35 protein-coding genes are annotated in these 22,501 nt (G+C 60.3%); 33 read left to right on the top strand and 2 right to left on the bottom strand.

Annotated elements, in window-relative coordinates:
* Positions 1–16: 16 nt before the first annotated feature.
* The 33 genes from fusA to dsbD all read left to right on the top strand — a co-directional run bounded on the left by fusA (position 17) and on the right by dsbD (position 20,496).
* Complete coding sequence (gene fusA / locus GV035_RS22825; protein WP_159837182.1) at positions 17–2,119, top strand: elongation factor G; 2,103 nt, start codon at positions 17–19, stop codon at positions 2,117–2,119.
* A gap of 67 nt (positions 2,120–2,186) precedes the next feature.
* A complete protein-coding gene (gene tuf / locus GV035_RS22820; protein WP_090541958.1) occupies positions 2,187–3,377 on the top strand; it encodes an elongation factor Tu in 1,191 nt (396 codons plus the stop codon).
* A 138-nt stretch (positions 3,378–3,515) separates the two neighbouring features.
* Positions 3,516–3,827, top strand: a complete 312-nt coding sequence (gene rpsJ, locus GV035_RS22815) for a 30S ribosomal protein S10 (protein WP_006998489.1) — start codon at positions 3,516–3,518, stop codon at positions 3,825–3,827.
* 185 nt (positions 3,828–4,012) lie between these two features.
* Positions 4,013–4,672, top strand: coding sequence for a 50S ribosomal protein L3 (rplC, locus tag GV035_RS22810; RefSeq protein ID WP_159837181.1), 660 nt, complete (start codon positions 4,013–4,015; stop codon positions 4,670–4,672).
* Positions 4,672–5,292 (top strand): 50S ribosomal protein L4, encoded by a 621-nt coding sequence (rplD, locus tag GV035_RS22805; RefSeq protein WP_040050472.1) that lies wholly within the window; start codon positions 4,672–4,674, stop codon positions 5,290–5,292. The genes rplC and rplD overlap by 1 nt, the downstream gene beginning before the upstream one ends.
* Positions 5,289–5,603: a 50S ribosomal protein L23 gene (gene rplW / locus GV035_RS22800; RefSeq protein ID WP_035967599.1), complete on the top strand. Its 315-nt coding sequence runs from the start codon at positions 5,289–5,291 to the stop codon at positions 5,601–5,603. Before rplD ends, rplW begins: the two co-directional genes overlap by 4 nt.
* A 2-nt stretch (positions 5,604–5,605) precedes the next feature.
* Positions 5,606–6,433, top strand: a complete 828-nt coding sequence (gene rplB / locus GV035_RS22795; RefSeq protein WP_159837180.1) for a 50S ribosomal protein L2 — start codon at positions 5,606–5,608, stop codon at positions 6,431–6,433.
* 10 nt (positions 6,434–6,443) lie between these two features.
* A complete protein-coding gene (gene rpsS / locus GV035_RS22790; protein WP_035506764.1) occupies positions 6,444–6,719 on the top strand; it encodes a 30S ribosomal protein S19 in 276 nt (91 codons plus the stop codon).
* A gap of 12 nt (positions 6,720–6,731) precedes the next feature.
* Positions 6,732–7,061 carry a 50S ribosomal protein L22 gene (rplV, locus tag GV035_RS22785; RefSeq protein WP_007730533.1) on the top strand — a complete coding sequence of 110 codons (330 nt, stop codon included), beginning with the start codon at positions 6,732–6,734 and terminating at the stop codon, positions 7,059–7,061.
* A gap of 11 nt (positions 7,062–7,072) precedes the next feature.
* Positions 7,073–7,873, top strand: coding sequence for a 30S ribosomal protein S3 (gene rpsC, locus GV035_RS22780; protein ID WP_159837179.1), 801 nt, complete (start codon positions 7,073–7,075; stop codon positions 7,871–7,873).
* A gap of 2 nt (positions 7,874–7,875) precedes the next feature.
* Entirely contained in the window at positions 7,876–8,292 is a 417-nt protein-coding gene (gene rplP, locus GV035_RS22775; RefSeq protein WP_035967605.1) for a 50S ribosomal protein L16, read from the top strand.
* A 10-nt stretch (positions 8,293–8,302) separates the two neighbouring features.
* Positions 8,303–8,497, top strand: a complete 195-nt coding sequence (gene rpmC, locus GV035_RS22770) for a 50S ribosomal protein L29 (RefSeq protein ID WP_159837178.1) — start codon at positions 8,303–8,305, stop codon at positions 8,495–8,497.
* Positions 8,494–8,766 (top strand): 30S ribosomal protein S17, encoded by a 273-nt coding sequence (gene rpsQ / locus GV035_RS22765; protein ID WP_008343854.1) that lies wholly within the window; start codon positions 8,494–8,496, stop codon positions 8,764–8,766. The genes rpmC and rpsQ overlap by 4 nt, the downstream gene beginning before the upstream one ends.
* Before the next feature lie 296 nt (positions 8,767–9,062).
* Positions 9,063–9,431, top strand: coding sequence for a 50S ribosomal protein L14 (rplN, locus tag GV035_RS22760; RefSeq protein ID WP_006998478.1), 369 nt, complete (start codon positions 9,063–9,065; stop codon positions 9,429–9,431).
* A 9-nt stretch (positions 9,432–9,440) separates the two neighbouring features.
* Positions 9,441–9,749, top strand: a complete 309-nt coding sequence (gene rplX, locus GV035_RS22755; RefSeq protein WP_159837177.1) for a 50S ribosomal protein L24 — start codon at positions 9,441–9,443, stop codon at positions 9,747–9,749.
* A 14-nt stretch (positions 9,750–9,763) separates the two neighbouring features.
* Entirely contained in the window at positions 9,764–10,303 is a 540-nt protein-coding gene (gene rplE, locus GV035_RS22750) for a 50S ribosomal protein L5 (RefSeq protein WP_159837176.1), read from the top strand.
* 7 nt (positions 10,304–10,310) lie between these two features.
* Positions 10,311–10,616, top strand: coding sequence for a 30S ribosomal protein S14 (gene rpsN, locus GV035_RS22745; protein ID WP_061126156.1), 306 nt, complete (start codon positions 10,311–10,313; stop codon positions 10,614–10,616).
* A 14-nt stretch (positions 10,617–10,630) separates the two neighbouring features.
* Positions 10,631–11,026 (top strand): 30S ribosomal protein S8, encoded by a 396-nt coding sequence (rpsH, locus tag GV035_RS22740; RefSeq protein ID WP_159837175.1) that lies wholly within the window; start codon positions 10,631–10,633, stop codon positions 11,024–11,026.
* A 19-nt stretch (positions 11,027–11,045) separates the two neighbouring features.
* Entirely contained in the window at positions 11,046–11,579 is a 534-nt protein-coding gene (gene rplF, locus GV035_RS22735) for a 50S ribosomal protein L6 (protein ID WP_159837174.1), read from the top strand.
* 12 nt (positions 11,580–11,591) lie between these two features.
* Positions 11,592–11,957 (top strand): 50S ribosomal protein L18, encoded by a 366-nt coding sequence (rplR, locus tag GV035_RS22730; RefSeq protein WP_035967614.1) that lies wholly within the window; start codon positions 11,592–11,594, stop codon positions 11,955–11,957.
* Positions 11,958–11,971: 14 nt separating this feature from the next.
* Positions 11,972–12,490 (top strand): 30S ribosomal protein S5, encoded by a 519-nt coding sequence (gene rpsE / locus GV035_RS22725; protein WP_016346467.1) that lies wholly within the window; start codon positions 11,972–11,974, stop codon positions 12,488–12,490.
* A 14-nt stretch (positions 12,491–12,504) separates the two neighbouring features.
* Positions 12,505–12,687 (top strand): 50S ribosomal protein L30, encoded by a 183-nt coding sequence (rpmD, locus tag GV035_RS22720; RefSeq protein ID WP_010106952.1) that lies wholly within the window; start codon positions 12,505–12,507, stop codon positions 12,685–12,687.
* Between the two features lie 30 nt (positions 12,688–12,717).
* The gene (gene rplO, locus GV035_RS22715; RefSeq protein ID WP_159837173.1) at positions 12,718–13,152 is read left to right on the top strand and encodes a 50S ribosomal protein L15; all 435 of its coding nucleotides are present in this window, start codon (positions 12,718–12,720) and stop codon (positions 13,150–13,152) included.
* Between the two features lie 41 nt (positions 13,153–13,193).
* The gene (secY, locus tag GV035_RS22710) at positions 13,194–14,540 is read left to right on the top strand and encodes a preprotein translocase subunit SecY (RefSeq protein ID WP_159837172.1); all 1,347 of its coding nucleotides are present in this window, start codon (positions 13,194–13,196) and stop codon (positions 14,538–14,540) included.
* 9 nt (positions 14,541–14,549) lie between these two features.
* Positions 14,550–14,768, top strand: a complete 219-nt coding sequence (infA, locus tag GV035_RS22705; protein ID WP_004521905.1) for a translation initiation factor IF-1 — start codon at positions 14,550–14,552, stop codon at positions 14,766–14,768.
* 20 nt (positions 14,769–14,788) lie between these two features.
* Positions 14,789–14,905, top strand: a complete 117-nt coding sequence (rpmJ, locus tag GV035_RS22700) for a 50S ribosomal protein L36 (protein WP_004199844.1) — start codon at positions 14,789–14,791, stop codon at positions 14,903–14,905.
* Positions 14,906–14,946: 41 nt separating this feature from the next.
* Complete coding sequence (rpsM, locus tag GV035_RS22695) at positions 14,947–15,312, top strand: 30S ribosomal protein S13 (RefSeq protein ID WP_008344037.1); 366 nt, start codon at positions 14,947–14,949, stop codon at positions 15,310–15,312.
* A 28-nt stretch (positions 15,313–15,340) separates the two neighbouring features.
* Positions 15,341–15,745, top strand: a complete 405-nt coding sequence (gene rpsK / locus GV035_RS22690; RefSeq protein ID WP_006052224.1) for a 30S ribosomal protein S11 — start codon at positions 15,341–15,343, stop codon at positions 15,743–15,745.
* 145 nt (positions 15,746–15,890) lie between these two features.
* Positions 15,891–16,514 carry a 30S ribosomal protein S4 gene (rpsD, locus tag GV035_RS22685; RefSeq protein ID WP_159837171.1) on the top strand — a complete coding sequence of 208 codons (624 nt, stop codon included), beginning with the start codon at positions 15,891–15,893 and terminating at the stop codon, positions 16,512–16,514.
* Positions 16,515–16,660: 146 nt separating this feature from the next.
* Positions 16,661–17,638: a DNA-directed RNA polymerase subunit alpha gene (locus tag GV035_RS22680; protein ID WP_159837170.1), complete on the top strand. Its 978-nt coding sequence runs from the start codon at positions 16,661–16,663 to the stop codon at positions 17,636–17,638.
* Positions 17,639–17,795: 157 nt separating this feature from the next.
* Positions 17,796–18,191, top strand: coding sequence for a 50S ribosomal protein L17 (rplQ, locus tag GV035_RS22675; protein ID WP_008344047.1), 396 nt, complete (start codon positions 17,796–17,798; stop codon positions 18,189–18,191).
* A gap of 144 nt (positions 18,192–18,335) precedes the next feature.
* Positions 18,336–18,668 carry a divalent-cation tolerance protein CutA gene (gene cutA / locus GV035_RS22670; protein WP_159837169.1) on the top strand — a complete coding sequence of 111 codons (333 nt, stop codon included), beginning with the start codon at positions 18,336–18,338 and terminating at the stop codon, positions 18,666–18,668.
* A complete protein-coding gene (gene dsbD, locus GV035_RS22665; protein ID WP_159837168.1) occupies positions 18,661–20,496 on the top strand; it encodes a protein-disulfide reductase DsbD in 1,836 nt (611 codons plus the stop codon). The genes cutA and dsbD overlap by 8 nt, the downstream gene beginning before the upstream one ends.
* A 56-nt stretch (positions 20,497–20,552) precedes the next feature.
* Here dsbD and hemB read toward each other — a convergent pair whose 3' ends face one another.
* Both hemB and yihA read right to left on the bottom strand, forming a co-directional pair.
* Positions 20,553–21,551: a porphobilinogen synthase gene (hemB, locus tag GV035_RS22660; RefSeq protein ID WP_159837167.1), complete on the bottom strand. Its 999-nt coding sequence runs from the start codon at positions 21,549–21,551 to the stop codon at positions 20,553–20,555.
* A gap of 260 nt (positions 21,552–21,811) precedes the next feature.
* Positions 21,812–22,465 carry a ribosome biogenesis GTP-binding protein YihA/YsxC gene (gene yihA / locus GV035_RS22655; protein ID WP_159837166.1) on the bottom strand — a complete coding sequence of 218 codons (654 nt, stop codon included), beginning with the start codon at positions 22,463–22,465 and terminating at the stop codon, positions 21,812–21,814.
* Between the last annotated feature and the right edge of the window lie 36 nt (positions 22,466–22,501).

Raw genomic sequence — 22,501 nt, 5'->3', positions numbered from 1 at the left:
GAATAAAGGATCCAAAGTGGCTCGCAAGACACCTATCGAGCGCTACCGCAACATCGGTATTAGCGCTCACATCGACGCCGGCAAAACGACGACGACCGAGCGCATCCTGTTCTACACGGGCGTGAACCACAAGATCGGTGAAGTTCACGACGGCGCGGCAACGATGGACTGGATGGAACAGGAGCAGGAGCGCGGCATCACCATCACGTCGGCTGCTACCACGGCCTTCTGGAAGGGCATGGGCGGCAACTATCCCGAGCACCGCATTAACATCATCGACACCCCGGGACACGTCGACTTCACGATCGAAGTGGAACGCTCGATGCGCGTCCTCGACGGCGCGTGCATGGTCTACTGCGCCGTGGGCGGCGTGCAGCCGCAGTCGGAAACCGTGTGGCGTCAGGCGAACAAGTACAAGGTTCCCCGCCTCGCGTTCGTCAACAAGATGGACCGTACCGGCGCGAACTTCTTCAAGGTCTACGACCAGCTCAAGACGCGTCTGAAGGCGAACCCGGTGCCCGTCGTCGTGCCGATCGGCTCGGAAGAAAACTTCAAGGGCGTCGTCGATCTGCTGAAGATGAAGGCGATCATTTGGGACGAAGCGTCGCAAGGTACGAAGTTCGACTACGTCGACATCCCGGCCGAACTCGTTGACACGTGCAACGAGTGGCGCGAGAAGATGATCGAGTCGGCTGCGGAAGCCAGCGAAGAGCTGATGGAAAAGTACCTCGGCGGCGAAGAGTTGACCGAAGCGGAAATTGTCAAGGCGATCCGCGACCGGACCATCGCGTGCGAAATTCAGCCCATGCTGTGCGGCACCGCGTTCAAGAACAAGGGCGTGCAGCGCATGCTCGACGCCGTGATCGACTTCCTGCCGTCGCCGGTCGACATTCCGCCGGTTACCGGCGAACTCGAAAACGGTGAGAAGGGTGAGCGCCGCGCTGCCGACGACGAGAAGTTTTCGTCGCTGGCATTCAAGATCATGACCGACCCGTTCGTCGGCCAACTGATCTTCTTCCGTGTGTATTCGGGCGTGGTGAATTCGGGTGACACGGTGCTAAACGCGACGAAGGACAAGAAAGAGCGTCTCGGTCGTATTCTGCAAATGCACGCGAACCAGCGCGAAGAAATCAAGGAAGTGCGCGCAGGCGACATCGCAGCGGCCGTTGGCCTGAAGGAAGCGACCACGGGCGACACATTGTGCGACCCGCAGAGCCCGATCGTGCTCGAACGCATGATTTTTCCGGAGCCGGTGATTTCGCAGGCAGTCGAGCCGAAGACCAAGCCCGACCAGGAGAAGATGGGTCTGGCGTTGAATCGTCTGGCTCAGGAAGATCCTTCGTTCCGCGTTCAAACGGACGAAGAATCGGGCCAGACCATCATTTCGGGTATGGGCGAGCTTCACCTCGAAATTCTGGTCGACCGGATGAAGCGCGAATTCGGCGTGGAAGCAACCGTCGGCAAGCCGCAGGTTGCCTACCGCGAAACCATTCGCACGACGGCGGCCGATGTCGACGGCAAGTTCGTCAAGCAGTCGGGTGGTCGCGGCCAGTACGGCCACGCGGTCATCACGCTCGAGCCGAACGAACAAGGCAAGGGCTACGAGTTCCTGGACGAGATCAAGGGCGGCGTGATTCCGCGCGAATACATCCCGGCCGTGGACAAGGGTATCCAGGAAACGTTGAAATCGGGCGTGCTGGCTGGCTTCCCGGTCGTCGACGTGAAGGTTCACCTGACGTTCGGTTCGTACCACGACGTCGACTCGAACGAAAACGCGTTCCGCATGGCCGGCTCGATGGCCTTCAAGGAAGCGATGCGCAAGGCAAGCCCGGTCATCCTCGAACCGATGATGGCCGTGGAAGTCGAAACGCCGGAAGACTACATGGGCAACGTGATGGGCGATTTGTCGGGCCGTCGCGGTATCGTCCAAGGCATGGAAGACATGATCGGCGGCGGCAAGATCGTTCGCGCCGAAGTGCCGCTGTCGGAAATGTTCGGCTACTCGACCTCGCTGCGCTCGCTGTCGCAAGGCCGTGCCACGTACACGATGGAATTCAAGCACTATGCTGAAGCTCCGCGTAACGTTGCCGAAGCGATCATCAACGCGAAGGGTAAGTAATACCCGCAAGTCATTCGGCGCAAGCCACAAGCTTCAACCGATAACCAAACTTTGAAAGAAGGTAATCATGGCAAAAGGTAAATTCGAGCGGACCAAGCCGCACGTGAACGTGGGCACGATCGGTCACGTTGACCACGGCAAGACCACGCTGACGGCAGCGATCACGACGGTGCTGACCAAGAAGTTCGGCGGCGAAGCCAAGGCGTACGACCAGATCGACGCGGCGCCGGAAGAAAAGGCACGTGGTATCACCATCAACACCGCGCACGTCGAGTACGAAACGGCTAACCGCCACTACGCACACGTCGACTGCCCGGGCCACGCTGACTATGTGAAGAACATGATCACGGGCGCCGCGCAGATGGACGGCGCGATCCTGGTGTGCTCGGCCGCCGACGGCCCGATGCCGCAAACGCGTGAGCACATCCTGCTGGCGCGTCAGGTCGGCGTGCCGTACATCATCGTGTTCCTGAACAAGTGCGACATGGTGGACGACGCCGAGCTGCTCGAGCTCGTCGAAATGGAAGTGCGTGAGCTTCTCTCGAAGTACGACTTCCCGGGCGACGACACCCCGATCATCAAGGGTTCGGCCAAGCTCGCGCTGGAAGGCGACACGGGCGAGCTGGGCGAAGTGGCGATCATGAACCTGGCCGACGCGCTGGACACGTACATCCCGACGCCGGAGCGCGCAGTGGACGGCGCGTTCCTGATGCCGGTGGAAGACGTGTTCTCGATCTCGGGTCGCGGCACGGTGGTGACGGGTCGCGTCGAGCGTGGTGTGGTGAAGGTCGGCGAGGAAATCGAAATCGTCGGTATCAAGCCGACGGTGAAGACGACCTGCACGGGCGTGGAAATGTTCCGCAAGCTGCTCGACCAAGGTCAAGCGGGCGACAACGTCGGTATCCTGCTGCGCGGCACGAAGCGTGAAGACGTCGAGCGCGGCCAGGTGCTGGCCAAGCCGGGTTCGATCACGCCGCACACGCACTTCACCGCTGAAGTGTACGTGCTGAGCAAGGACGAAGGCGGCCGTCACACGCCGTTCTTCAACAACTACCGTCCGCAGTTCTACTTCCGTACGACGGACGTGACTGGTTCGATCGAGCTGCCGAAGGACAAGGAAATGGTGATGCCGGGCGACAACGTGTCGATCACGGTCAAGCTGATCGCCCCGATCGCCATGGAAGAAGGTCTGCGCTTCGCGATCCGCGAAGGCGGCCGTACCGTCGGCGCAGGTGTCGTTGCGAAGATTATCGAGTAAGATCTCGGTCTTCTTTGAAGCTGTTGTACTGAAGTAACGTGACCGGGACCGGATGTTCGCCCTAAGCGAATGCCCGGTTCCTCGCTCTTTCGCACAATCGGCGGCGCAATACCGCCTCGCTCTTTTTAAGGAATCGTCATGCAGAACCAGAAAATCCGCATTCGTCTGAAGGCTTTCGACTATCGCCTGATCGATCAATCGGCAGCCGAGATCGTCGATACGGCGAAGCGGACTGGCGCGATCGTCCGTGGCCCGGTGCCGCTGCCGACGCGTATTCAGCGTTTTGACATCCTGCGTTCGCCGCACGTCAACAAGACGTCGCGCGACCAGCTCGAAATCCGTACGCACCAACGCCTGATGGACATCGTCGATCCGACGGACAAGACCGTCGACGCGCTGATGAAGCTCGACCTGCCGGCAGGTGTGGACGTCGAAATTAAGCTGCAGTAAGCCTACAAAGCTCCGCCGGCCTCCCGGATGGAGCTAAGTCTTTGATTGCTTGCAGAAAACGAAAAGCCTTGTTATACTCCAAGGCTTTTCGCGCATTCGCGCAAAAAAGTTCGCCTTGCTTCTCGTAGTAAAGCGGACATTTTGTAATCAGCCCCGACCAATCGCAGTCGGGAATGGAGAAAACGATGAGCCTTGGACTCGTAGGTCGCAAGGTTGGCATGACCCGTATCTTCACGCCTGAGGGGGACTCGATCCCCGTCACCGTGCTGGACGTGTCGGACAACCGTGTGACGCAGATCAAGACCGTTGAAACGGATGGTTATACCGCCGTTCAGGTTGCATTCGGTACTCGCCGCGCTTCGCGCGTGACGAAGCCGTTGGCGGGTCACCTCGCCAAAGCCGGCGTTCAAGCCGGTGAAATCCTCCGCGAATTCCATATCGATACCGCCAAGGCAGGTGAACTGTCGAACGGCGCGGTCATCGGTACGGACATTTTCGAAGTCGGCCAGAAGGTTGATGTGCAAGGCACGTCGATCGGTAAAGGCTATGCCGGTACCATCAAGCGTTACAACTTCGCTTCGGGCCGCGCATCGCACGGTAACTCGCGTTCGCACAACGTTCCGGGTTCGATCGGTATGGCGCAGGATCCGGGTCGCGTGTTCCCCGGCAAGCGCATGACGGGTCACCTCGGTGACGAGACCGTCACGGTCCAGAATCTCGAAATCGCCCGCATCGACGCTGAGCGCAATCTGCTGCTCGTCCGCGGTGCTGTTCCTGGTGCGAAGGGCGGCAAGGTCTTCGTGACGCCGGCCGTCAAGACCCGTGCTGCGAAAGGAGCGAAATAATGGAACTTAAGCTCCTGAATGCCAATGGTCAGGAAGGTGCTGGCGTGACCGCATCGGACGTCGTGTTCGGTCGCGATTACAACGAAGCCCTGATTCACCAAGTCGTCGTCGCTTATCAGGCGAACGCACGCAGCGGCAACCGCGCTCAGAAAGACCGTGAGCAGGTCAAGCACACCACGAAAAAGCCGTGGCGCCAGAAGGGTACGGGCCGCGCTCGTGCCGGTATGTCGTCGAGCCCGTTGTGGCGTGGCGGTGGTCGCATTTTCCCGAACTCGCCGGAAGAAAACTTCTCGCACAAGGTCAACAAGAAGATGCATCGCGCAGGCCTCTGCTCGATCTTCTCGCAGTTGGCTCGCGAAGGCCGTATCTCGGTGGTCGAGGATCTCGCGCTCGAAGCGCCGAAGACCAAGCTGTTGGCTGATAAATTCAAGGCGATGGGTCTCGACTCCGTGTTGGTCATCACCGATACGGTCGACGAAAACCTGTACCTCGCGTCGCGCAACCTGGCCCACGTGGCGGTTGTCGAGCCGCGTTACGCCGACCCGCTCTCGCTGATCTACTTCAAGAAGATTCTGATCACGAAGGCTGCGGTCGCTCAGATCGAGGAGTTGCTGTCATGAGCGAAGTTCGCAAAAACGATCATCGTTTGATGCAAGTTCTGCTCGCGCCGGTGATCTCCGAAAAGGCGACGCTGGTTGCCGACAAGAACGAACAAGTTGTGTTCGAAGTCGCGCCGGACGCCACGAAGCAGGAAGTCAAGGCTGCTGTCGAGCTGCTGTTCAAGGTCGAAGTCAATTCCGTCAACGTACTCGTCACGAAGGGCAAAGCCAAGCGCTTTGGCCGCTTCAACGGCAAGCGCAAGGACGTGAAGAAGGCATACGTCTGCCTGAAGCCCGGCCAGGAAATCAACTTTGAAGCGGAGGCCAAGTAATCATGGCAATCGTGAAAGTTAAGCCGACCTCGCCGGGTCGCCGCGCGATGGTCAAAATCGTCAACAAGGATCTGCACAAGGGCAAGCCGCACGCTGCGCTGCTCGACTCGCAATCCAAGTCGGCGGGCCGTAACAACAACGGTCGCATCACCACGCGTCACCAGGGTGGCGGTCATAAGCAGCACTACCGTATCGTCGATTTCCGTCGCAACAAGGACGGCATTCCGGCAAAGGTCGAGCGTCTCGAGTATGACCCGAACCGTAGCGCGAACATCGCGCTGGTTCTGTACGCAGACGGCGAGCGTCGCTACATCATCGCGCCGAAGGGCGTGGCGGTCGGTGCGCAACTGATGTCCGGTTCGGAAGCGCCGATTCGCGCAGGTAACACCCTGCCGATCCGCAATATTCCGGTCGGTACGACGATCCACTGCATCGAAATGCTGCCCGGCAAGGGCGCGCAAATCGCGCGTTCGGCTGGTACGTCGGCCATGCTGCTGGCACGTGAAGGCATCTACGCGCAGGTCCGTCTGCGTTCGGGTGAAATTCGCCGCGTGCACGTCGAGTGCCGCGCAACCATCGGTGAAGTCGGCAACGAAGAGCATAGCCTCCGTCAAATCGGTAAGGCAGGTGCGAATCGCTGGCGCGGCATCCGTCCGACGGTGCGTGGTGTTGCAATGAACCCGGTCGATCACCCGCACGGCGGTGGTGAAGGCAAGACGGCTGCAGGTCGCGATCCGGTGAGCCCGTGGGGCACGCCGACGAAGGGCTATCGCACCCGCAGCAACAAGCGCACGACGACGATGATCGTCCAGCGCCGTCACAAGCGTTAAGGAGTAGGCAATGACACGTTCTGCTAAAAAAGGTCCGTTCTGCGACGCTCATTTGCTGAAGAAAGTTGAGTCGGCTGCAGCTACGCGCGACAAGAAGCCGATCAAGACCTGGTCGCGTCGCTCGACGATTCTCCCGGACTTCATCGGTCTGACGATCGCCGTTCACAACGGCCGTCAACACGTTCCGGTGTACGTCACGGAAAACATGGTCGGCCACAAGCTTGGCGAGTTCGCACTGACCCGTACGTTCAAGGGTCACGCGGCCGACAAGAAGGCCAAGAAATAAGGGGCTATCAAGATGGAAGTGAAAGCAATTCATCGCGGTGCCCGCATCTCGGCGCAGAAAACGCGCCTTGTGGCTGACCAGATTCGTGGTTTGCCGGTCGACAAGGCGCTGAACGTCCTGACGTTCTCGCCGAAGAAGGCGGCGGGTATCGTCAAGAAGGTCGTGCTGTCTGCGATCGCGAATGCGGAACACAACGAAGGCGCCGATATCGACGAGCTCAAGATCACGAGCATCTACGTCGACAAGGCCGCTTCGCTGAAGCGTTTCACCGCACGCGCAAAGGGTCGCGGTAACCGCATCGAGAAGCAATCCTGTCACATCACTGTGACGGTCGGGAATTAAGGAGCCATACGATGGGACAGAAAATTCATCCGACTGGCTTCCGTTTGGCCGTCAGCCGCAATTGGGCTTCGCGCTGGTACGCGAACAACAACAATTTCGCGGCGATGTTGCAGGAAGACATCGGTGTTCGTGAGTACCTGAAGAAGAAGCTGAAGAACGCGTCCGTCGGTCGCGTGGTGATCGAGCGTCCTGCAAAGAACGCACGCATCACGATTTTCAGCTCGCGTCCGGGTGTCGTGATCGGCAAGAAGGGCGAGGACATCGAACTGCTGAAGTCCGAGCTGCAAAAGCGCATGGGCGTTCCGGTTCACGTCAACATCGAAGAAATACGCAAGCCGGAAACCGATGCTCAACTGATCGCCGATTCCATCACGCAGCAGCTCGAGCGCCGGATCATGTTCCGCCGCGCGATGAAGCGTGCGATGCAAAACGCGATGCGTCTTGGCGCCCAGGGCATCAAGATCATGAGCGCGGGCCGTCTGAACGGTATTGAAATCGCTCGTACCGAGTGGTATCGCGAAGGTCGCGTGCCCCTCCATACGCTGCGCGCCGATATCGACTACGCGACGTCCGAAGCGAAGACTACGTACGGCATCATCGGCGTGAAGGTGTGGGTCTACAAGGGCGACACCCTCGGCCGCAACGAAGCGCCGGTAGTGGAAGAAGCCGCGGAAGAGAAGCGTCCGCGTCGCAACGCACGTCCGGGTGGCGATCGCCGTCCGCGTCGTGACGGTGAAGGTGCGCCGGCTGGTGCACGCCGCGGCGGCCCCCGTCGTGGCGGCGCCGGCGGTGACGCGAAGAGTGGAGAATAACGATGCTGCAACCGAAACGCAGAAAGTATCGCAAAGAGCAGAAGGGTCGTAACACCGGCAAGGCGACGCGCGGCAACGCGGTGTCGTTCGGTGAATATGGCCTGAAGGCTATCGGTCGCGGCCGTTTGACCGCGCGTCAAATCGAAGCGGCGCGTCGTGCAATGACGCGTCACATCAAGCGTGGCGGCCGGATCTGGATCCGCATTTTCCCGGACAAGCCGATTTCGCAGAAGCCGGCAGAAGTGCGTATGGGTAACGGTAAGGGTAACCCGGAGTACTACGTCGCTGAAATTCAACCGGGCAAGATGCTGTACGAAATGGACGGTGTCTCCGAAGAACTGGCGCGCGAAGCGTTCCGTCTGGCTGCAGCCAAGCTGCCGCTGAAGACGAACTTCGTTATCCGCCAGCTCGGCGCCTAAGGAGTAAACGATGAAGGCATCTGAACTTCACCAGAAGGACCAGGTCGCGCTCAACAAAGAGCTGTCGGACCTGCTTAAGGCGCAATTCGGCCTGCGCATGCAACTCGCGACTCAGCAGCTCACGAACACGAGCCAGCTGAAGAAGGTTCGTCGCGACATCGCACGTGTGCGGACTGTCCTGACTGAAAAGGCGAACCAGAAATGAACGATAGCGTAAAAACCTCGCTCAAGCGGACGCTGGTCGGCAAGGTCGTCAGCAACAAGATGGACAAGACGGTTACCGTGCTGGTCGAGCACCGCGTGAAGCACCCGATCTACGGCAAGTACGTCGTGCGCTCGAAGAAGTACCACGCGCACGATGACGCGAACACGTACAACGAAGGCGATCTCGTCGAAATCCAGGAAACGCGTCCGATTTCAAAGACGAAGGCCTGGGTTGTGTCGAAGCTGGTTGAAGCGGCTCGCGTGATCTAGAGCTGAAGTATCGCGATGCAGTAAGTAGTGGTATCGCAGTAAGTTTCGCTTGCAAGACCGGGATTATTTGTTATAATCTCGGTCTTCCCTCTTTGTGGGAGCCCCGTCGCGGGCGAAATTGGTGGGGGAAGCCGGTTCAGGCGCCAGCCTGTATCGACAGATTCACCGGATTGCGATGGCGGGTTTCGTCTGCCTTCGCTGCCTGTTCTAACCCAAGCAGCCGATTGGCTGACGGGACCAAGACTGACCGGATGTGCCATGGTGGTGCGACCGGATTAAGTTGGGAAAGATAAACCATGATCCAGACCGAAACTCGGCTTGAAGTGGCCGACAACACGGGTGCGCGTGAAGTCATGTGCATCAAGGTGCTCGGCGGCTCGAAGCGTCGTTACGCTAGCATTGGCGACATCATCAAGGTGACCGTCAAGGAAGCGACGCCGCGCGGACGCGTGAAAAAGGGCGAAATTTACAACGCCGTGGTCGTTCGCACGGCCAAGGGCGTGCGTCGCCAGGATGGCTCGCTGATCAAGTTCGACGGCAATGCCGCTGTCCTCTTGAATACGAAGCTCGAGCCGATCGGCACGCGTATTTTCGGGCCGGTGACGCGTGAACTGCGTAGCGAACGATTCATGAAGATCGTTTCGCTCGCGCCGGAAGTGCTGTAAGGAGTCGCGATGAACAAGATTCGCAAGGGTGACGAAGTCATCGTCATCACCGGCAAGGACAAGGGCAAGCGCGGCACCGTGCTGGCCGTTGCGGACGACCGTGTGACCGTCGAGGGGATCAACCTCGTCAAGAAGCACGTGAAGCCGAACCCGATGAAGGGTACGACGGGCGGTGTGGAAGCCAAGTCGATGCCGCTGCATATTTCGAACGTCGCACTGGTCGACGGGAACGGCAAGGCATCGCGTGTTGGCATCAAGGTCGAAGACGGCAAGAAGGTTCGCTTCTTGAAGTCGACCGGCGCCACGCTCAACGCCTGATGCGGAGTTAAAAAATGGCTCGTCTGCAAGAGATTTATAAAGAAACGGTTGTGCCGCAACTCGTCGAAAAGTTCGGCTACAAGTCCATCATGGAAGTGCCGCGCATCACCAAGATCACCCTGAACATGGGCCTTGGCGAAGCCGTCGCTGACAAGAAGATCATCGAAAACGCCGTGGGCGACCTGACGAAGATTGCTGGCCAGAAGCCGGTTATCACGAAGGCGCGCAAGGCAATCGCAGGCTTCAAGATTCGTCAGGGCTACCCGATCGGCGCGATGGTCACGCTGCGCGGCCAAGCAATGTACGAATTCCTCGACCGTTTCGTGACGGTTGCGCTCCCGCGTGTGCGTGACTTCCGTGGCGTGTCGGGCCGTGCATTCGACGGTCGTGGCAACTACAACATCGGTGTGAAAGAGCAGATCATTTTCCCCGAAATCGACTACGACAAGATCGACGCGCTGCGTGGGCTGAACATCAGCATCACGACTACCGCGAAGACCGACGACGAAGCAAAGGCGCTGCTCGCCGGCTTCAAGTTCCCGTTCAGAAACTGAGGTTACCGTGGCTAAACTGGCACTGATCGAACGTGAAAAGAAGCGTGCGCGCCTGGCTGCTAAGTACGCTCCGAAGCGTGCTGAACTGAAGGCTGTGATCGACGACGCAAGCAAGTCGGACGAAGAGCGTTACTTCGCTCGTCTGGCCCTGCAACAACTGCCGCGTAACTCGAACCCCACTCGCAAGCGTAATCGCTGCGCGATCACGGGTCGTCCGCGTGGCACGTTCCGGAAGTTCGGCCTCGCGCGTAACAAGATTCGCGAGATCGCCTTCCGCGGCGAAATCCCTGGCCTGACCAAGGCGAGCTGGTAATAGGAGAAACATAAATGAGCATGAGTGATCCTATCGCCGATATGCTGACTCGCATCCGCAATGCGCAGATGGTCGAGAAGGTTTCGGTGACTATGCCCTCGTCGAAAGTCAAGGTTGCGATTGCGCAGGTTTTGAAGGACGAAGGTTATATCGACGACTTCGCAGTGAAGGCTGAAGGTGCGAAGACGGAATTGAACATCGCGTTGAAGTACTACGCTGGCCGTCCGGTGATCGAGCGCCTCGAGCGCGTCTCGAAGCCCGGTCTGCGCGTATACCGCGGTCGCAACGACATCCCGCAGGTCATGAACGGCCTGGGCGTTGCCATCGTGTCGACGCCGAAGGGTGTGATGACCGACCGTAACGCGCGCCAGAACGGCGTCGGCGGCGAAGTCATCTGCTACGTCGCTTAACGCCGAAGGGAGAAGAAACATGTCTCGAGTAGGTAAAAGCCCGATCGCGCTGCCGCAAGGCGCGGAAGTGGCCGTCAAGGGCGACGTCATCACCGTCAAGGGGCCGCTCGGCACGATTTCGCGAGCGGGTAATCCGCTGGTGAGCGTGGCGAACGACAACGGCACGTTGAACTTCGCGCCGGCCGATGAAAGCCGTGAAGCGAATGCGATGTCCGGCACGATGCGCGCCCTGGTGGCGAACATGGTGCACGGCGTCACCAAGGGTTTCGAGCGCAAGCTGACGCTGGTTGGCGTCGGTTATCGTGCGCAAGCGCAAGGCGACAAGCTGAACCTGTCGCTGGGTTTCTCGCACCCGGTGGTGCACCAGATGCCGGAAGGCATCAAGGCTGAAACCCCGTCGCAGACCGAAATCGTGATCAAGGGGATCGACAAGCAGAAAGTCGGACAAGTCGCGGCGGAAGTGCGCGGCTATCGCCCGCCGGAGCCTTACAAGGGCAAGGGCGTGCGTTATTCCGACGAGGTCGTGATCCTCAAAGAAACGAAGAAGAAGTAAGGGTGCGCAATCATGGATAAGACTCAATCTCGCCTGCGCCGCGCTCGTCAGACGCGTATCAAGATCGCTGAGCTGCAGGTCGCGCGTCTCGCCGTGCATCGCACGAATACGCACATCTACGCGCAAGTGTTCTCGGCATGCGGCACCAAGGTGCTTGCAAGCGCCTCGACGCTCGAAGCTGAAGTGCGCGCAGAGCTGGCCGACAAGTCGGGCAAGGGCGGCAACATCAACGCTGCAACCCTGATCGGCAAGCGTATTGCCGAAAAGGCCAAGGCTGCCGGCATCGAATCCGTCGCCTTTGACCGCTCGGGTTTCCGCTACCACGGCCGCGTGAAGGCGCTGGCTGATGCGGCGCGCGAAGCCGGGCTCAAGTTCTAAGGGAAGAATTCGTCATGGCAAAGATGCAAGCGAAAGTTCAGGCTGACGAACGCGACGACGGCCTGCGCGAAAAGATGATTTCGGTCAACCGCGTGACCAAGGTCGTGAAGGGTGGCCGTATTCTCGGTTTCGCCGCACTGACCGTGGTTGGCGACGGCGATGGCCGCGTCGGCATGGGCAAGGGCAAGGCGAAGGAAGTTCCGGTTGCCGTGCAAAAGGCAATGGAACAAGCCCGCCGCAACATGTTCAAGGTGCCCCTGAAGAACGGCACGTTGCAACACGAAGTTCACGGCAAGCACGGCGCTTCGGCGGTCCTCCTCGCTCCGGCGAAGGACGGTACCGGCGTGATCGCCGGCGGTCCGATGCGCGCAGTGTTCGACGTGATGGGCGTGCAGAACGTGGTGGCCAAGAGCCACGGCTCGACGAACCCGTACAACCTCGTGCGTGCAACGCTCGACGGCCTGCGCAAGCAGTCGACGCCGAGCGACATCGCGGCGAAGCGCGGCAAGTCCGTCGAAGATATTTTGGGCTAAGCCTCGAGGTCATCATGTCTGAGAAAACTGTCAAGGTTCAGCTCGTCAAGAGCCTGATCGGGACCCGCGAAACGCATCGCGCGACGGTGCGTGGCCTCGGCCTGCGCCGCCTCAACTCGGTGAGCGAGCTGCAGGACACGCCGGCAGTGCGCGGGATGATCAACAAGGTTTCGTACCTCGTTAAGGTCATCGGCTAAGCGGCCGACCACGGATCCAAGGAGTTGAACATGGAATTGAATAACCTGAAGCCGGCGGAAGGCGCGAAGCACGCTAAGCGTCGCGTCGGTCGCGGTATCGGTTCGGGCCTCGGCAAGACCGCAGGCCGCGGCCACAAGGGTCAGAAATCGCGTTCGGGCGGCTTTCACAAGGTCGGCTTCGAAGGCGGTCAGATGCCTCTGCAGCGTCGTCTGCCGAAGCGCGGCTTCACCTCGCTGACGAAGGAATTCGTCGGCGAAGTGCGCCTCTCCGACCTGGAGAAGCTGCCGGTCGACGAAATCGATCTGCTGGCGCTGAAGCAAGCCGGCCTGGTCGGCGAGCTCATCAAGACCGCGAAGATCATCAAGACCGGCGAGATCAGCCGCAAGGTCACGGTGAAGGGCCTGACGGCAACGAAGGGCGCCCGCGAGGCAATCGAAGCCGCTGGCGGCTCGTTCGCCGAGTAACGCGCTTTCGCCGTTATTAGCACTAGCATCGGAGAAGGTTCTTGGCTAACAGCCCGAGTCTCGCAAAACCCGGTCGAAGCGCGGCGAAATTCGGCGATCTGCGTCGGCGTGCAGTGTTCCTGCTGCTGGCGCTGATCGTCTACCGCATTGGTGCGCACATTCCGGTTCCCGGCATCGATCCGGATCAACTGGCCAAGCTGTTCCAGAGCCAGTCGGGCGGCATCCTGGGCATGTTCAACATGTTCTCGGGTGGCGCGCTGTCGCGATTCACGATCTTTGCGCTGGGCATCATGCCCTACATTTCGGCCTCGATCATCATGCAGTTGCTGTCGATCGTATCGCCGCAAATGGAGGCGTTGAAGAAGGAAGGGCAGGCGGGGCAGCGGAAGATCACGCAGTACACGCGGATCTTCACCGTGGTGCTCGCGACCTTCCAGGCGTTCGGTATCGCGGTGGCGCTGGAGAATCAGCCCGCTTTGGTGCTGGACCCCGGCATGGTGTTCCGGCTGACGACGGTCGTCACGCTGGTGACGGGCACGATGTTCCTGATGTGGCTGGGTGAGCAGATCACGGAACGCGGTCTCGGCAACGGCATCTCGATCATCATCTTCGGTGGTATCGCGGCGGGTTTCCCGAACGCGATCGGCGGTCTGTTCGAGCTGGTCCGCACCGGTTCAATGAGCATCATCTCGGCGATCATCATCGTCGTGCTGATCGCGGCGGTCACGTATCTGGTCGTGTTCATCGAACGCGGTCAGCGCAAGATTCTCGTGAACTACGCGAAGCGCCAAGTCGGCAACAAGATTTACGGCGGACAGTCGTCCCATCTGCCGCTGAAGCTCAACATGTCGGGTGTGATTCCGCCGATCTTCGCGTCGTCGATCATCCTCTTCCCGGCAACCATCCTGAACTGGTTCAGTTCGGGTACGCGCACCAACTGGTTCGCGAACACGCTGCACGGCGTGGCCGAGGCCATCAAGCCCGGTCAACCGGTGTACGTGCTGCTGTATGCGTTGGCGATTGTTTTCTTCTGCTTCTTTTACACCGCACTGGTGTTCAACAGCCGGGAAACCGCCGACAACTTGAAGAAGAGCGGTGCATTCGTTCCGGGTATCCGTCCGGGCGATCAGACTGCACGGTATATCGACCGCATCCTCACGCGTTTGACGCTGGCCGGTGCGATCTACATTGTGTTCGTGTGCCTGTTGCCTGAGTTCTTGGTGTTGCGCTGGAACGTGCCGTTTTATTTTGGTGGAACGTCGCTGCTGATCATTGTCGTCGTCACGATGGACTTCATGGCTCAGGTGCAGTCGTACGTTATGTCGCAACAATATGAATCGCTGCTCAAGAAGGCAAACTTCAAGGGCGGCAATGTCCCGATGCGTTAATTAAGGACCATGGCCAAAGACGATGTAATCCAGATGCAGGGCGAGGTGATCGAAAACCTGCCCAACGCTACTTTCCGGGTGAAGTTGGAAAATGGCCATGTCGTCCTGGGACACATTTCTGGAAAGATGCGGATGCATTACATCCGCATCCTGCCAGGCGACAAGGTTACGGTTGAATTGACGCCTTACGATCTGTCTCGTGCACGGATCGTGTTCCGGGCGAAGTGATTTGAAAAAAGGGTAATATCATGAAAGTGATGGCATCGGTTAAGCGCATTTGCCGCAATTGCAAGATCATCAAGCGCAAGGGCGTAGTGCGCGTGATTTGCAGCTCTGATCCGCGCCACAAACAGCGTCAAGGCTGAACGCCGCGCTTTTGCTTGCGCTTTTTGTTTGAGGAAAAACAATGGCTCGTATCGCAGGGGTTAACATCCCGAATCACCAGCATACCGAGATCGGCCTGACGGCAATCTTCGGCATCGGACGCACGCGTTCGCGCGGCATTTGCACCGCAGCTGGTGTGGAATTTTCGAAGAAGGTCAAGGACCTCACTGACGCAGACCTCGAAAAGCTGCGTGACGAAGTGGGCAAGTTCATCGTCGAAGGCGACCTGCGCCGTGAAGTGACGATGAACATCAAGCGCCTGATGGACTTGGGTTGCTACCGCGGCATGCGTCACCGCAAGGGCCTGCCCCTGCGTGGCCAGCGCACCCGCACGAATGCCCGTACGCGCAAGGGTCCGCGTCGTGCAGCGCAATCGCTGAAGAAGTAAGCGGAACTGACAGTTACAGGAAAACGTAATGGCTAAGGCTTCGAACAACTCCGCGGCGCAACGCGTTCGCAAGAAGGTTAAGAAGAACGTCGCCGAGGGCGTGGTTCACGTTCACGCGTCGTTCAACAACACCATTATCACGATCACCGATCGTCAAGGTAATGCACTCGCGTGGGCGACGTCGGGCGGCCAGGGTTTCAAGGGCTCGCGCAAGTCGACGCCGTTTGCAGCTCAGGTCGCAGCCGAATCGGCTGGCCGCGTGGCAATGGAATACGGCGTGAAGAACCTCGAAGTGCGGATCAAGGGCCCCGGTCCTGGCCGCGAATCGGCGGTGCGCGCGCTGCATGGTCTTGGCATCAAGATCACCGCGATCTCCGACGTGACGCCGGTCCCGCACAACGGTTGCCGTCCGCCGAAGCGCCGTCGCATCTAACGCGATGACGCGAACGCATGTTCCTGCTGATGCGAAAGTATCGGCGGGATTCGTGCGTGATGAATTTACTAAGCCCACCGTTCAGCCCAAAGGGTTCGGACTAGCGCGGACGGAAGTTCGCGTGACTAATTTTTAAGGATTCAACGTGGCACGCTATACCGGTCCTAAAGCCAAGCTGTCCCGCCGTGAAGGCACCGATCTGTTCCTAAAGAGCGCGCGTCGCTCGCTCGCCGACAAGTGCAAGCTCGACAGCAAGCCCGGCCAGCACGGCCGCACGTCGGGCGCGCGTACGTCCGACTACGGCACCCAGTTGCGCGAGAAGCAAAAAGTGAAGCGTATTTACGGCGTGCTGGAGCGTCAGTTCCGCCGCTACTTCGCTGAAGCCGACCGCCGCAAGGGCCCGACGGGCGAAAACCTGCTGCAACTGCTCGAATCGCGTCTCGACAACGTGGTGTACCGCATGGGCTTCGGCTCGACTCGCGCTGAAGCACGTCAGCTCGTGAGCCACAAGTCGATCATGGTGAACGGCCAGGTCGCGAACATCCCGTCGCTGCAAGTGAAGGCAGGCGATGTCGTCTCCGTGCGTGAGCAGTCGCGCAAGCAGGCACGTATCGTCGAGGCGCTGTCGCTGGCAGAGCAAGGCGGCATGCCGAGCTGGGTGTCGGTCGACGCGAAGAAGTTCGAAGGCACGTTCAAGTCGATGCCGGAGCGTAGCGATATCGCTGGCGACATCAACGAAAGCCTGATCGTCGAATTGTATTCGCGTTAATCGCGCGGTCGTCGCGCGGTAACCGGATCTGCAGCCGGGGAGCCTGATTGCTCGTGGCAAAGGGGCATCCCCGGCTGTGTATTTTCAGGTTGTTACCGGTCAGCCTTATCGGTGTAACGAGCCGAGGGTATTGAAAAGGAAAACCTATGCAAACCAGTTTGTTGAAGCCCAAGATCATTGCAGTTGAATCGCTTGGCGAAAGCCACGCGAAAGTGGTTATGGAGCCGTTCGAACGCGGCTATGGCCACACCTTGGGTAACGCGCTTCGGCGCGTGCTGCTGTCGTCGATGGTGGGCTACGCGCCGACCGAAGTGACGATCGCAGGCGTCGTGCACGAATACTCGACGCTCGATGGTGTGCAAGAGGATGTGGTCAACCTGCTGTTGAACCTGAAGGGCGTCGTCTTCAAGCTGCACAACCGCGACGAAGTCACGGTGACGCTGCGCAAGGAAGGCGAAGGCGTGGTCACTGCCGGCGATATCGAACTCGCGCACGATTGCGAAGTGATCAATCCGGAACACGTGATCGCTCATCTGTCGAAGGGTGGCAAGCTCGACGTTCAGATCAAGATCGAAAAGGGCCGCGGCTACGTGCCGGGCAACGTGCGTCGCTATGGCGAAGATTCGGCGAAGATCATCGGCCGCATCGTGCTGGATGCGTCGTTCTCGCCGGTGCGTCGCGTCAGCTACGCCGTGGAAAGCGCGCGTGTCGAACAGCGTACCGACCTCGACAAGCTCGTGATGAACATCGAAACGAACGGTGTGATCTCGCCGGAAGAAGCGATCCGTCAATCGGCGCGCATCTTGGTGGACCAACTGTCGGTGTTCGCGGCACTGGAAGGCACGGAAGCGGCAGCGGAAGCGCCGTCGCGCGCGCCGCAGATCGACCCGATCCTGCTGCGCCCGGTAGACGACCTCGAACTCACGGTTCGCTCCGCGAACTGCCTGAAGGCCGAGAACATCTACTACATCGGCGATCTGATCCAGCGTACGGAAAACGAGCTGCTCAAGACGCCGAACCTGGGCCGCAAGTCGCTGAACGAAATCAAGGAAGTGCTGGCCTCGCGTGGCCTGACGCTCGGCATGAAGCTCGAAAACTGGCCGCCGGCCGGTTTGGACAAGTAAGTCTGCAGTTCATCGCGGACGTCCCGCCGTAACTGGCAAAGACGCGGATTTTGCTTTAAGATCCGCGTCTTGCTTTTTTCTCCGACCGGCCCGTGCGGTTCTGCGTGAAGCGGAGCGCAATAGAAGAGCTGGATCAAAACTTGTTAAAGGAACTGAAATGCGTCACAAGCATGGTTTGCGGAAACTGAACCGCACGAGCAGCCACCGTCTGGCAATGCTCCGTAATATGTCGAATTCGCTGATCGAGCACGAAGTCATCAAGACGACGCTGCCGAAGGCCAAGGAACTGCGCAAGGTCGTCGAGCCGCTGATCACGCTCGGCAAGAAGCCGTCGCTCGCGAACCGCCGTCTGGCATTCAACCGCCTGCGCGATCGCGATTCCGTCGCGAAGCTGTTCGACGTTTTGGGTCCGCGCTACGCGAACCGTCCGGGTGGCTACCTGAGCATCCTGAAGTTCGGTTTCCGCGTCGGCGACAACGCGCCGATGGCGCTGGTCCAGTTGATGGATCGCCCGGAAGTCGAAGAAACCGAGGAAGTGCAGGAAGCCGAATAAATTCGGCAGGTTTCAAGCGAAAGGCCAAGCTCTGCTTGGCCTTTTTGCTTTCTGGCCGCCCGGGTTGCGCGGGGTGGTGCGCTAGCGATGCGACGCAGTCGCGAATGCTACGATATTGGTCGTTACCGCTTTCTGGAGCCGAGAGTGAATGTTCCCGTCGTCCTGATGCTGACCACGCTGCCCGACGCCGAATCGGCGAACGCGCTCGCTCAGGGCATTCTCGAAGCGCGCCTCGCGGCGTGCGTGACCAAACTCGGCGCGGTTGAATCGCTCTATCACTGGAAGGGCGCGGTGGAGTCGTCGCAGGAAGTGCAAGTGCTGATCAAAACGAGCGTCGCGCGTGCTGAAGAGCTTCAGCACTTCCTCACGCAGCGGCATCCGTACGAAACGCCCGAAATCCTCGTCTGGCAGGCAGATGCCTCGTCAGACAACGGCCAGTGGGTCAATGCAGAAACGCAGCGTCCTATTCATGTTTGAGCTTTTTCGACTCTTCGGGCGCCGCGCGTGGGGCGCGTTGCTGCTGCTGGCAGTGTTCTGCGGCGCCGTGGGCGCGGCGCGCGCCGCCGACGATTTTCTCGACCCCGCCGTCGCGTTCAAATTCAGCGCGTCCGAGCAGCCGGGCGAAGTCGATGTGCGATACAAGATCGCCGACGGCTACTACATGTACCGCGAGCGATTCGCTTTTGCGGTCAAGAGCGGCGACGCGACCATCGGCGCGGCACAACTTCCGGCGGGCAAAGTCCACTTCGATCAGACGTTCAACAAGGACGTCGAGACGTATCGCGGCGAGTTGCTGATCCGCATTCCCGTCGCGCAGGCCAAGGGTCCGTTCGAGCTGGCCGTGACCTCGCAAGGATGCGCCGATCAGGGCATTTGCTACCCGCCGATGGAGCGGACCTACCGCGTGAAAGGCGCTGCGCTGCAAAGTGCGGGCGCGTCAACGCCGGGCCCGTCGCCGACGGATTCATCGCAATCCTTTTTCGAACGGGCGACTAGCGCCGATTACGCGCAGTCCATGCTGGAAGGCGGCGGATTCTTCGCCGTCGTCGGTCTGTACTTTCTCGCGGGCATGTTGCTGAGCCTGCTGCCCTGCTCGTACCCGATGATCCCGATTCTCTCGGCCATCATCGTCGGCGAGGGCGCGCGCGTGACGCGGGCGCGCGGGTTCACGCTGTCGGTTTCGTATGTCGTCGGCATGGCGCTCGTCTATACCGCGCTCGGCGTCGCGGCGGCGCTGATCGGCCAAAGTCTCGGTGCGTGGCTCCAGAACCCGTGGGTGCTCGGCGCGTTCGGGCTGCTGTTGACCGTCTTCGCTGTCGCGCTCGTTTCGGGCCTCGATATCGCGTTGCCCGAACGTTGGCAAAGCAGCGTGAATCAGGCATCGCAGAAGCGCAGCGGCGGCAAGTTCGCCGCAGTCGCGTTGATGGGCGCGTTGTCGGCGCTGGTCGTCGGCGCGTGCATGACGGCGCCGCTTTTCGCGGTGCTGGCGTTCATCGCCCATACGGGGAACGCGCTGCTCGGCGGCGCGGCGCTGTTCGCGATGGGCATCGGCCTCGGCGTGCCGCTGCTCGTCATCGGGCTCGGCGCCAGCTCGATTTTGCCGCGAGCGGGCGCCTGGATGGATGGCGTCAAAGTGTTCTTCGGCGTCGTGCTGCTGGCGGCCGCGTTGTGGATCGTGTGGCCGGTGATCGGCGGCGTCGCGCGCATGCTGCTCGGCGCGCTGTGGCTTTTGATCGCCGCCGCGTCGCTCGGCGTGTTCGGCGCGGCCACGGCGGCACCGGCGAGCGTGTGGAAGCGTCTCGGGCGCGGGCTCGGCGCAGTTTTCGCGATTTGGGCGGCGGCGTTGCTCGTCGGCCTCGCGGCGGGATCGACCGATCCGTTGCGGCCGCTCGCCGTGCTGGCCTCGCGCGCCAACCCGACCGCGACTGCCTCCCCACAGAATCTCGAGCCGACTTTTGCGCCCGTGCGCTCATCGACGGAACTCGACTCGGCTGTCAAAGCCGCCGCCCGTCCGGCGATGCTGGACTTCTACGCGGACTGGTGCGTCTCCTGCAAGGAAATGGAGAACCTGACCTTCTCCGATGCCCGCGTTCAGGCACGGCTCGCCCAGTTGAATCTGCTGCGCGCCGACGTCACCGCGAACAACGTCGACGATCAGGCGCTTCTCAAGCGTTTCAAGCTGTTCGGACCGCCGGGCATCATTTTTTTCGACGCTCAGGGCAACGAGGTGGCGCGCGTGGTGGGCTATGAATCGGCGGACACGTTCCTGAAGCATCTCGACAAGCTCGGGCCGTCCAACGGATAAAAGAAAAGGGCGATGCGCAAACGCATCGCCCTTTTTTCCTGCTAACCCACGCAGCGTTACTTCGACGCCCGCAGGATCCGCGCAGCGTCGAGCGCGAAGTACGTCAGCACGCCATCGGCGCCCGCGCGCTTGAACGCCAGCAGCGATTCCATCATCGCCTTGTCGTGATCGAGCCAGCCGTTCTGCGTAGCGGCCTTGATCATCGCGTATTCGCCGCTGACCTGATAGGCGTACGTCGGAAAGCGGAATTCTTCTTTCACGCGCCACACGATATCGAGATACGGCATGCCCGGCTTGACCATCACCATGTCCGCGCCTTCCTCGATATCCATGCGGACTTCGCGCATGGCTTCGTCGGAGTTGGACGGGTCCATCTGATACGTCATCTTGTTGCCCTTGCCGAGATTGGCCGCCGAGCCGACCGCGTCGCGGAACGGGCCGTAGAACGCCGACGCGTACTTCGCGGCATACGCCATGATGCGCGTGTGAATGTGGCCGTCGCTCTCCAGCATCTCGCGGATCGCGCCGATACGACCGTCCATCATGTCCGACGGCGCGACGATATCCACGCCCGCTTCCGCCTGCGTGCGCGCCTGGTCGACGAGAATTTCGCTCGTTTCGTCGTTCTTCACGTGGCCTTCTTCGTCGAGCACGCCGTCCTGGCCGTGGCTCGTGTACGGATCGAGCGCCACGTCGGTGAGCACGCCGAGCATCGGGAAGTTCTTCTTCAGTTCACGCACCGCGCGGGGAATTAGACCGTCCGGATTGGTTGCCTCGCGGCCATCGGGTGTCTTGAGCGACGGCTCGATGGCAGGAAAGAGCGAAATCACCGGCACGCCTAATTCGACGCATTGCTCCGCGACCTTCATCAGCAAATCGACGGACGTGCGTTCGACGCCGGGCATCGACGGCACCGCCTGACGCACATTCGTGCCTTCGACGATGAATACCGGAAAAATGAGGTCGTTCGTGGTGAGGATGTTCTCGCGCATCAGACGGCGCGAGAAGTCATCGCGGCGCATGCGGCGCGGGCGATGATGAGGATAGAAACTCATGGCTCGACTCAAATTGACGTGCTTCAGGGGGAGATCCAAAACGCGCGGTGTGCGGCGCAAAGCCATGCTGGACAAGCCGGCGAGCGTTTCGGAAGCGTTTCGAGACAATGGTATATCATAGCCAGCGGGCAAGGCGCTCGCGCCGCGCTCCCCGCTTCTCCTCCCTGAGCGGGTGCCTGTCGTTATTCGATAAGGCTGTTCACCCGCCGTCATGCGGCGGGTTTTTTTATCCCGCTCACACGTCTGCTGCCATCAAGCGATCATCCAGCTTCATCTTCCGATGCCGCTTCCGCAGGCGTCAGCCAGCTTTCGATCAGTTCGTGCGCTTCGTCGAGGCCCGTGCGTTTGAGCGCCGAAAAGAGCTGCACGCTTAATTCGCCGCGATATCCCGCCGCCTTGTATTCGCCAAACGCCTTCTGCGTCGCGCGCAGCGCGTTGGTCATCTCTTGTCGCGTCAATTTGTCGCACTTCGTTAGCAGCGCGTGGATCGGCTTGCCGGTCGGCGCGAACCAGTCGACCATGATGCGATCCAGCTCCGTCAGCGGACGGCGCGAATCCATCATCAGGATCATGCCGCGCAGTTGCGCCCGGCTCTGAAGATACGTGGAGAGCAACTGCTGCCAGTGCGCCTTCGCGGCACCCGGCACTTCCGCGTAGCCATAGCCCGGCAAATCGACCAGATGCGCGACCGGCGCGGCTTCCGGTCCGACCGAGAAATAGTTGATGTGCTGCGTGCGCCCCGGCGTCTTACTGGCGAACGCGAGGCGTTTTTGATTGCACAGCACGTTGATTGCCGTCGACTTGCCGGCGTTCGAGCGGCCCGCGAATGCGATTTCCGGCTGCGGCGTCGGCGGCAGATCGCGCAGATGGTTGACCGTGGTGAAGAAGCGGGCTTGATGGAGCAGAAATGACATTGGCGGGAGAAGGAGGGCGCGGGAGAGCGGCGTTGA

The sequence above is a fragment of the Burkholderia sp. 8Y genome (genome assembly GCF_902506145.1).
Taxonomy (GTDB): Bacteria; Pseudomonadota; Gammaproteobacteria; order Burkholderiales; family Burkholderiaceae; genus Caballeronia.
Note: the sequence above shows the minus strand (reverse complement) of the source record. Positions and strands in the feature narration are given on the sequence as shown.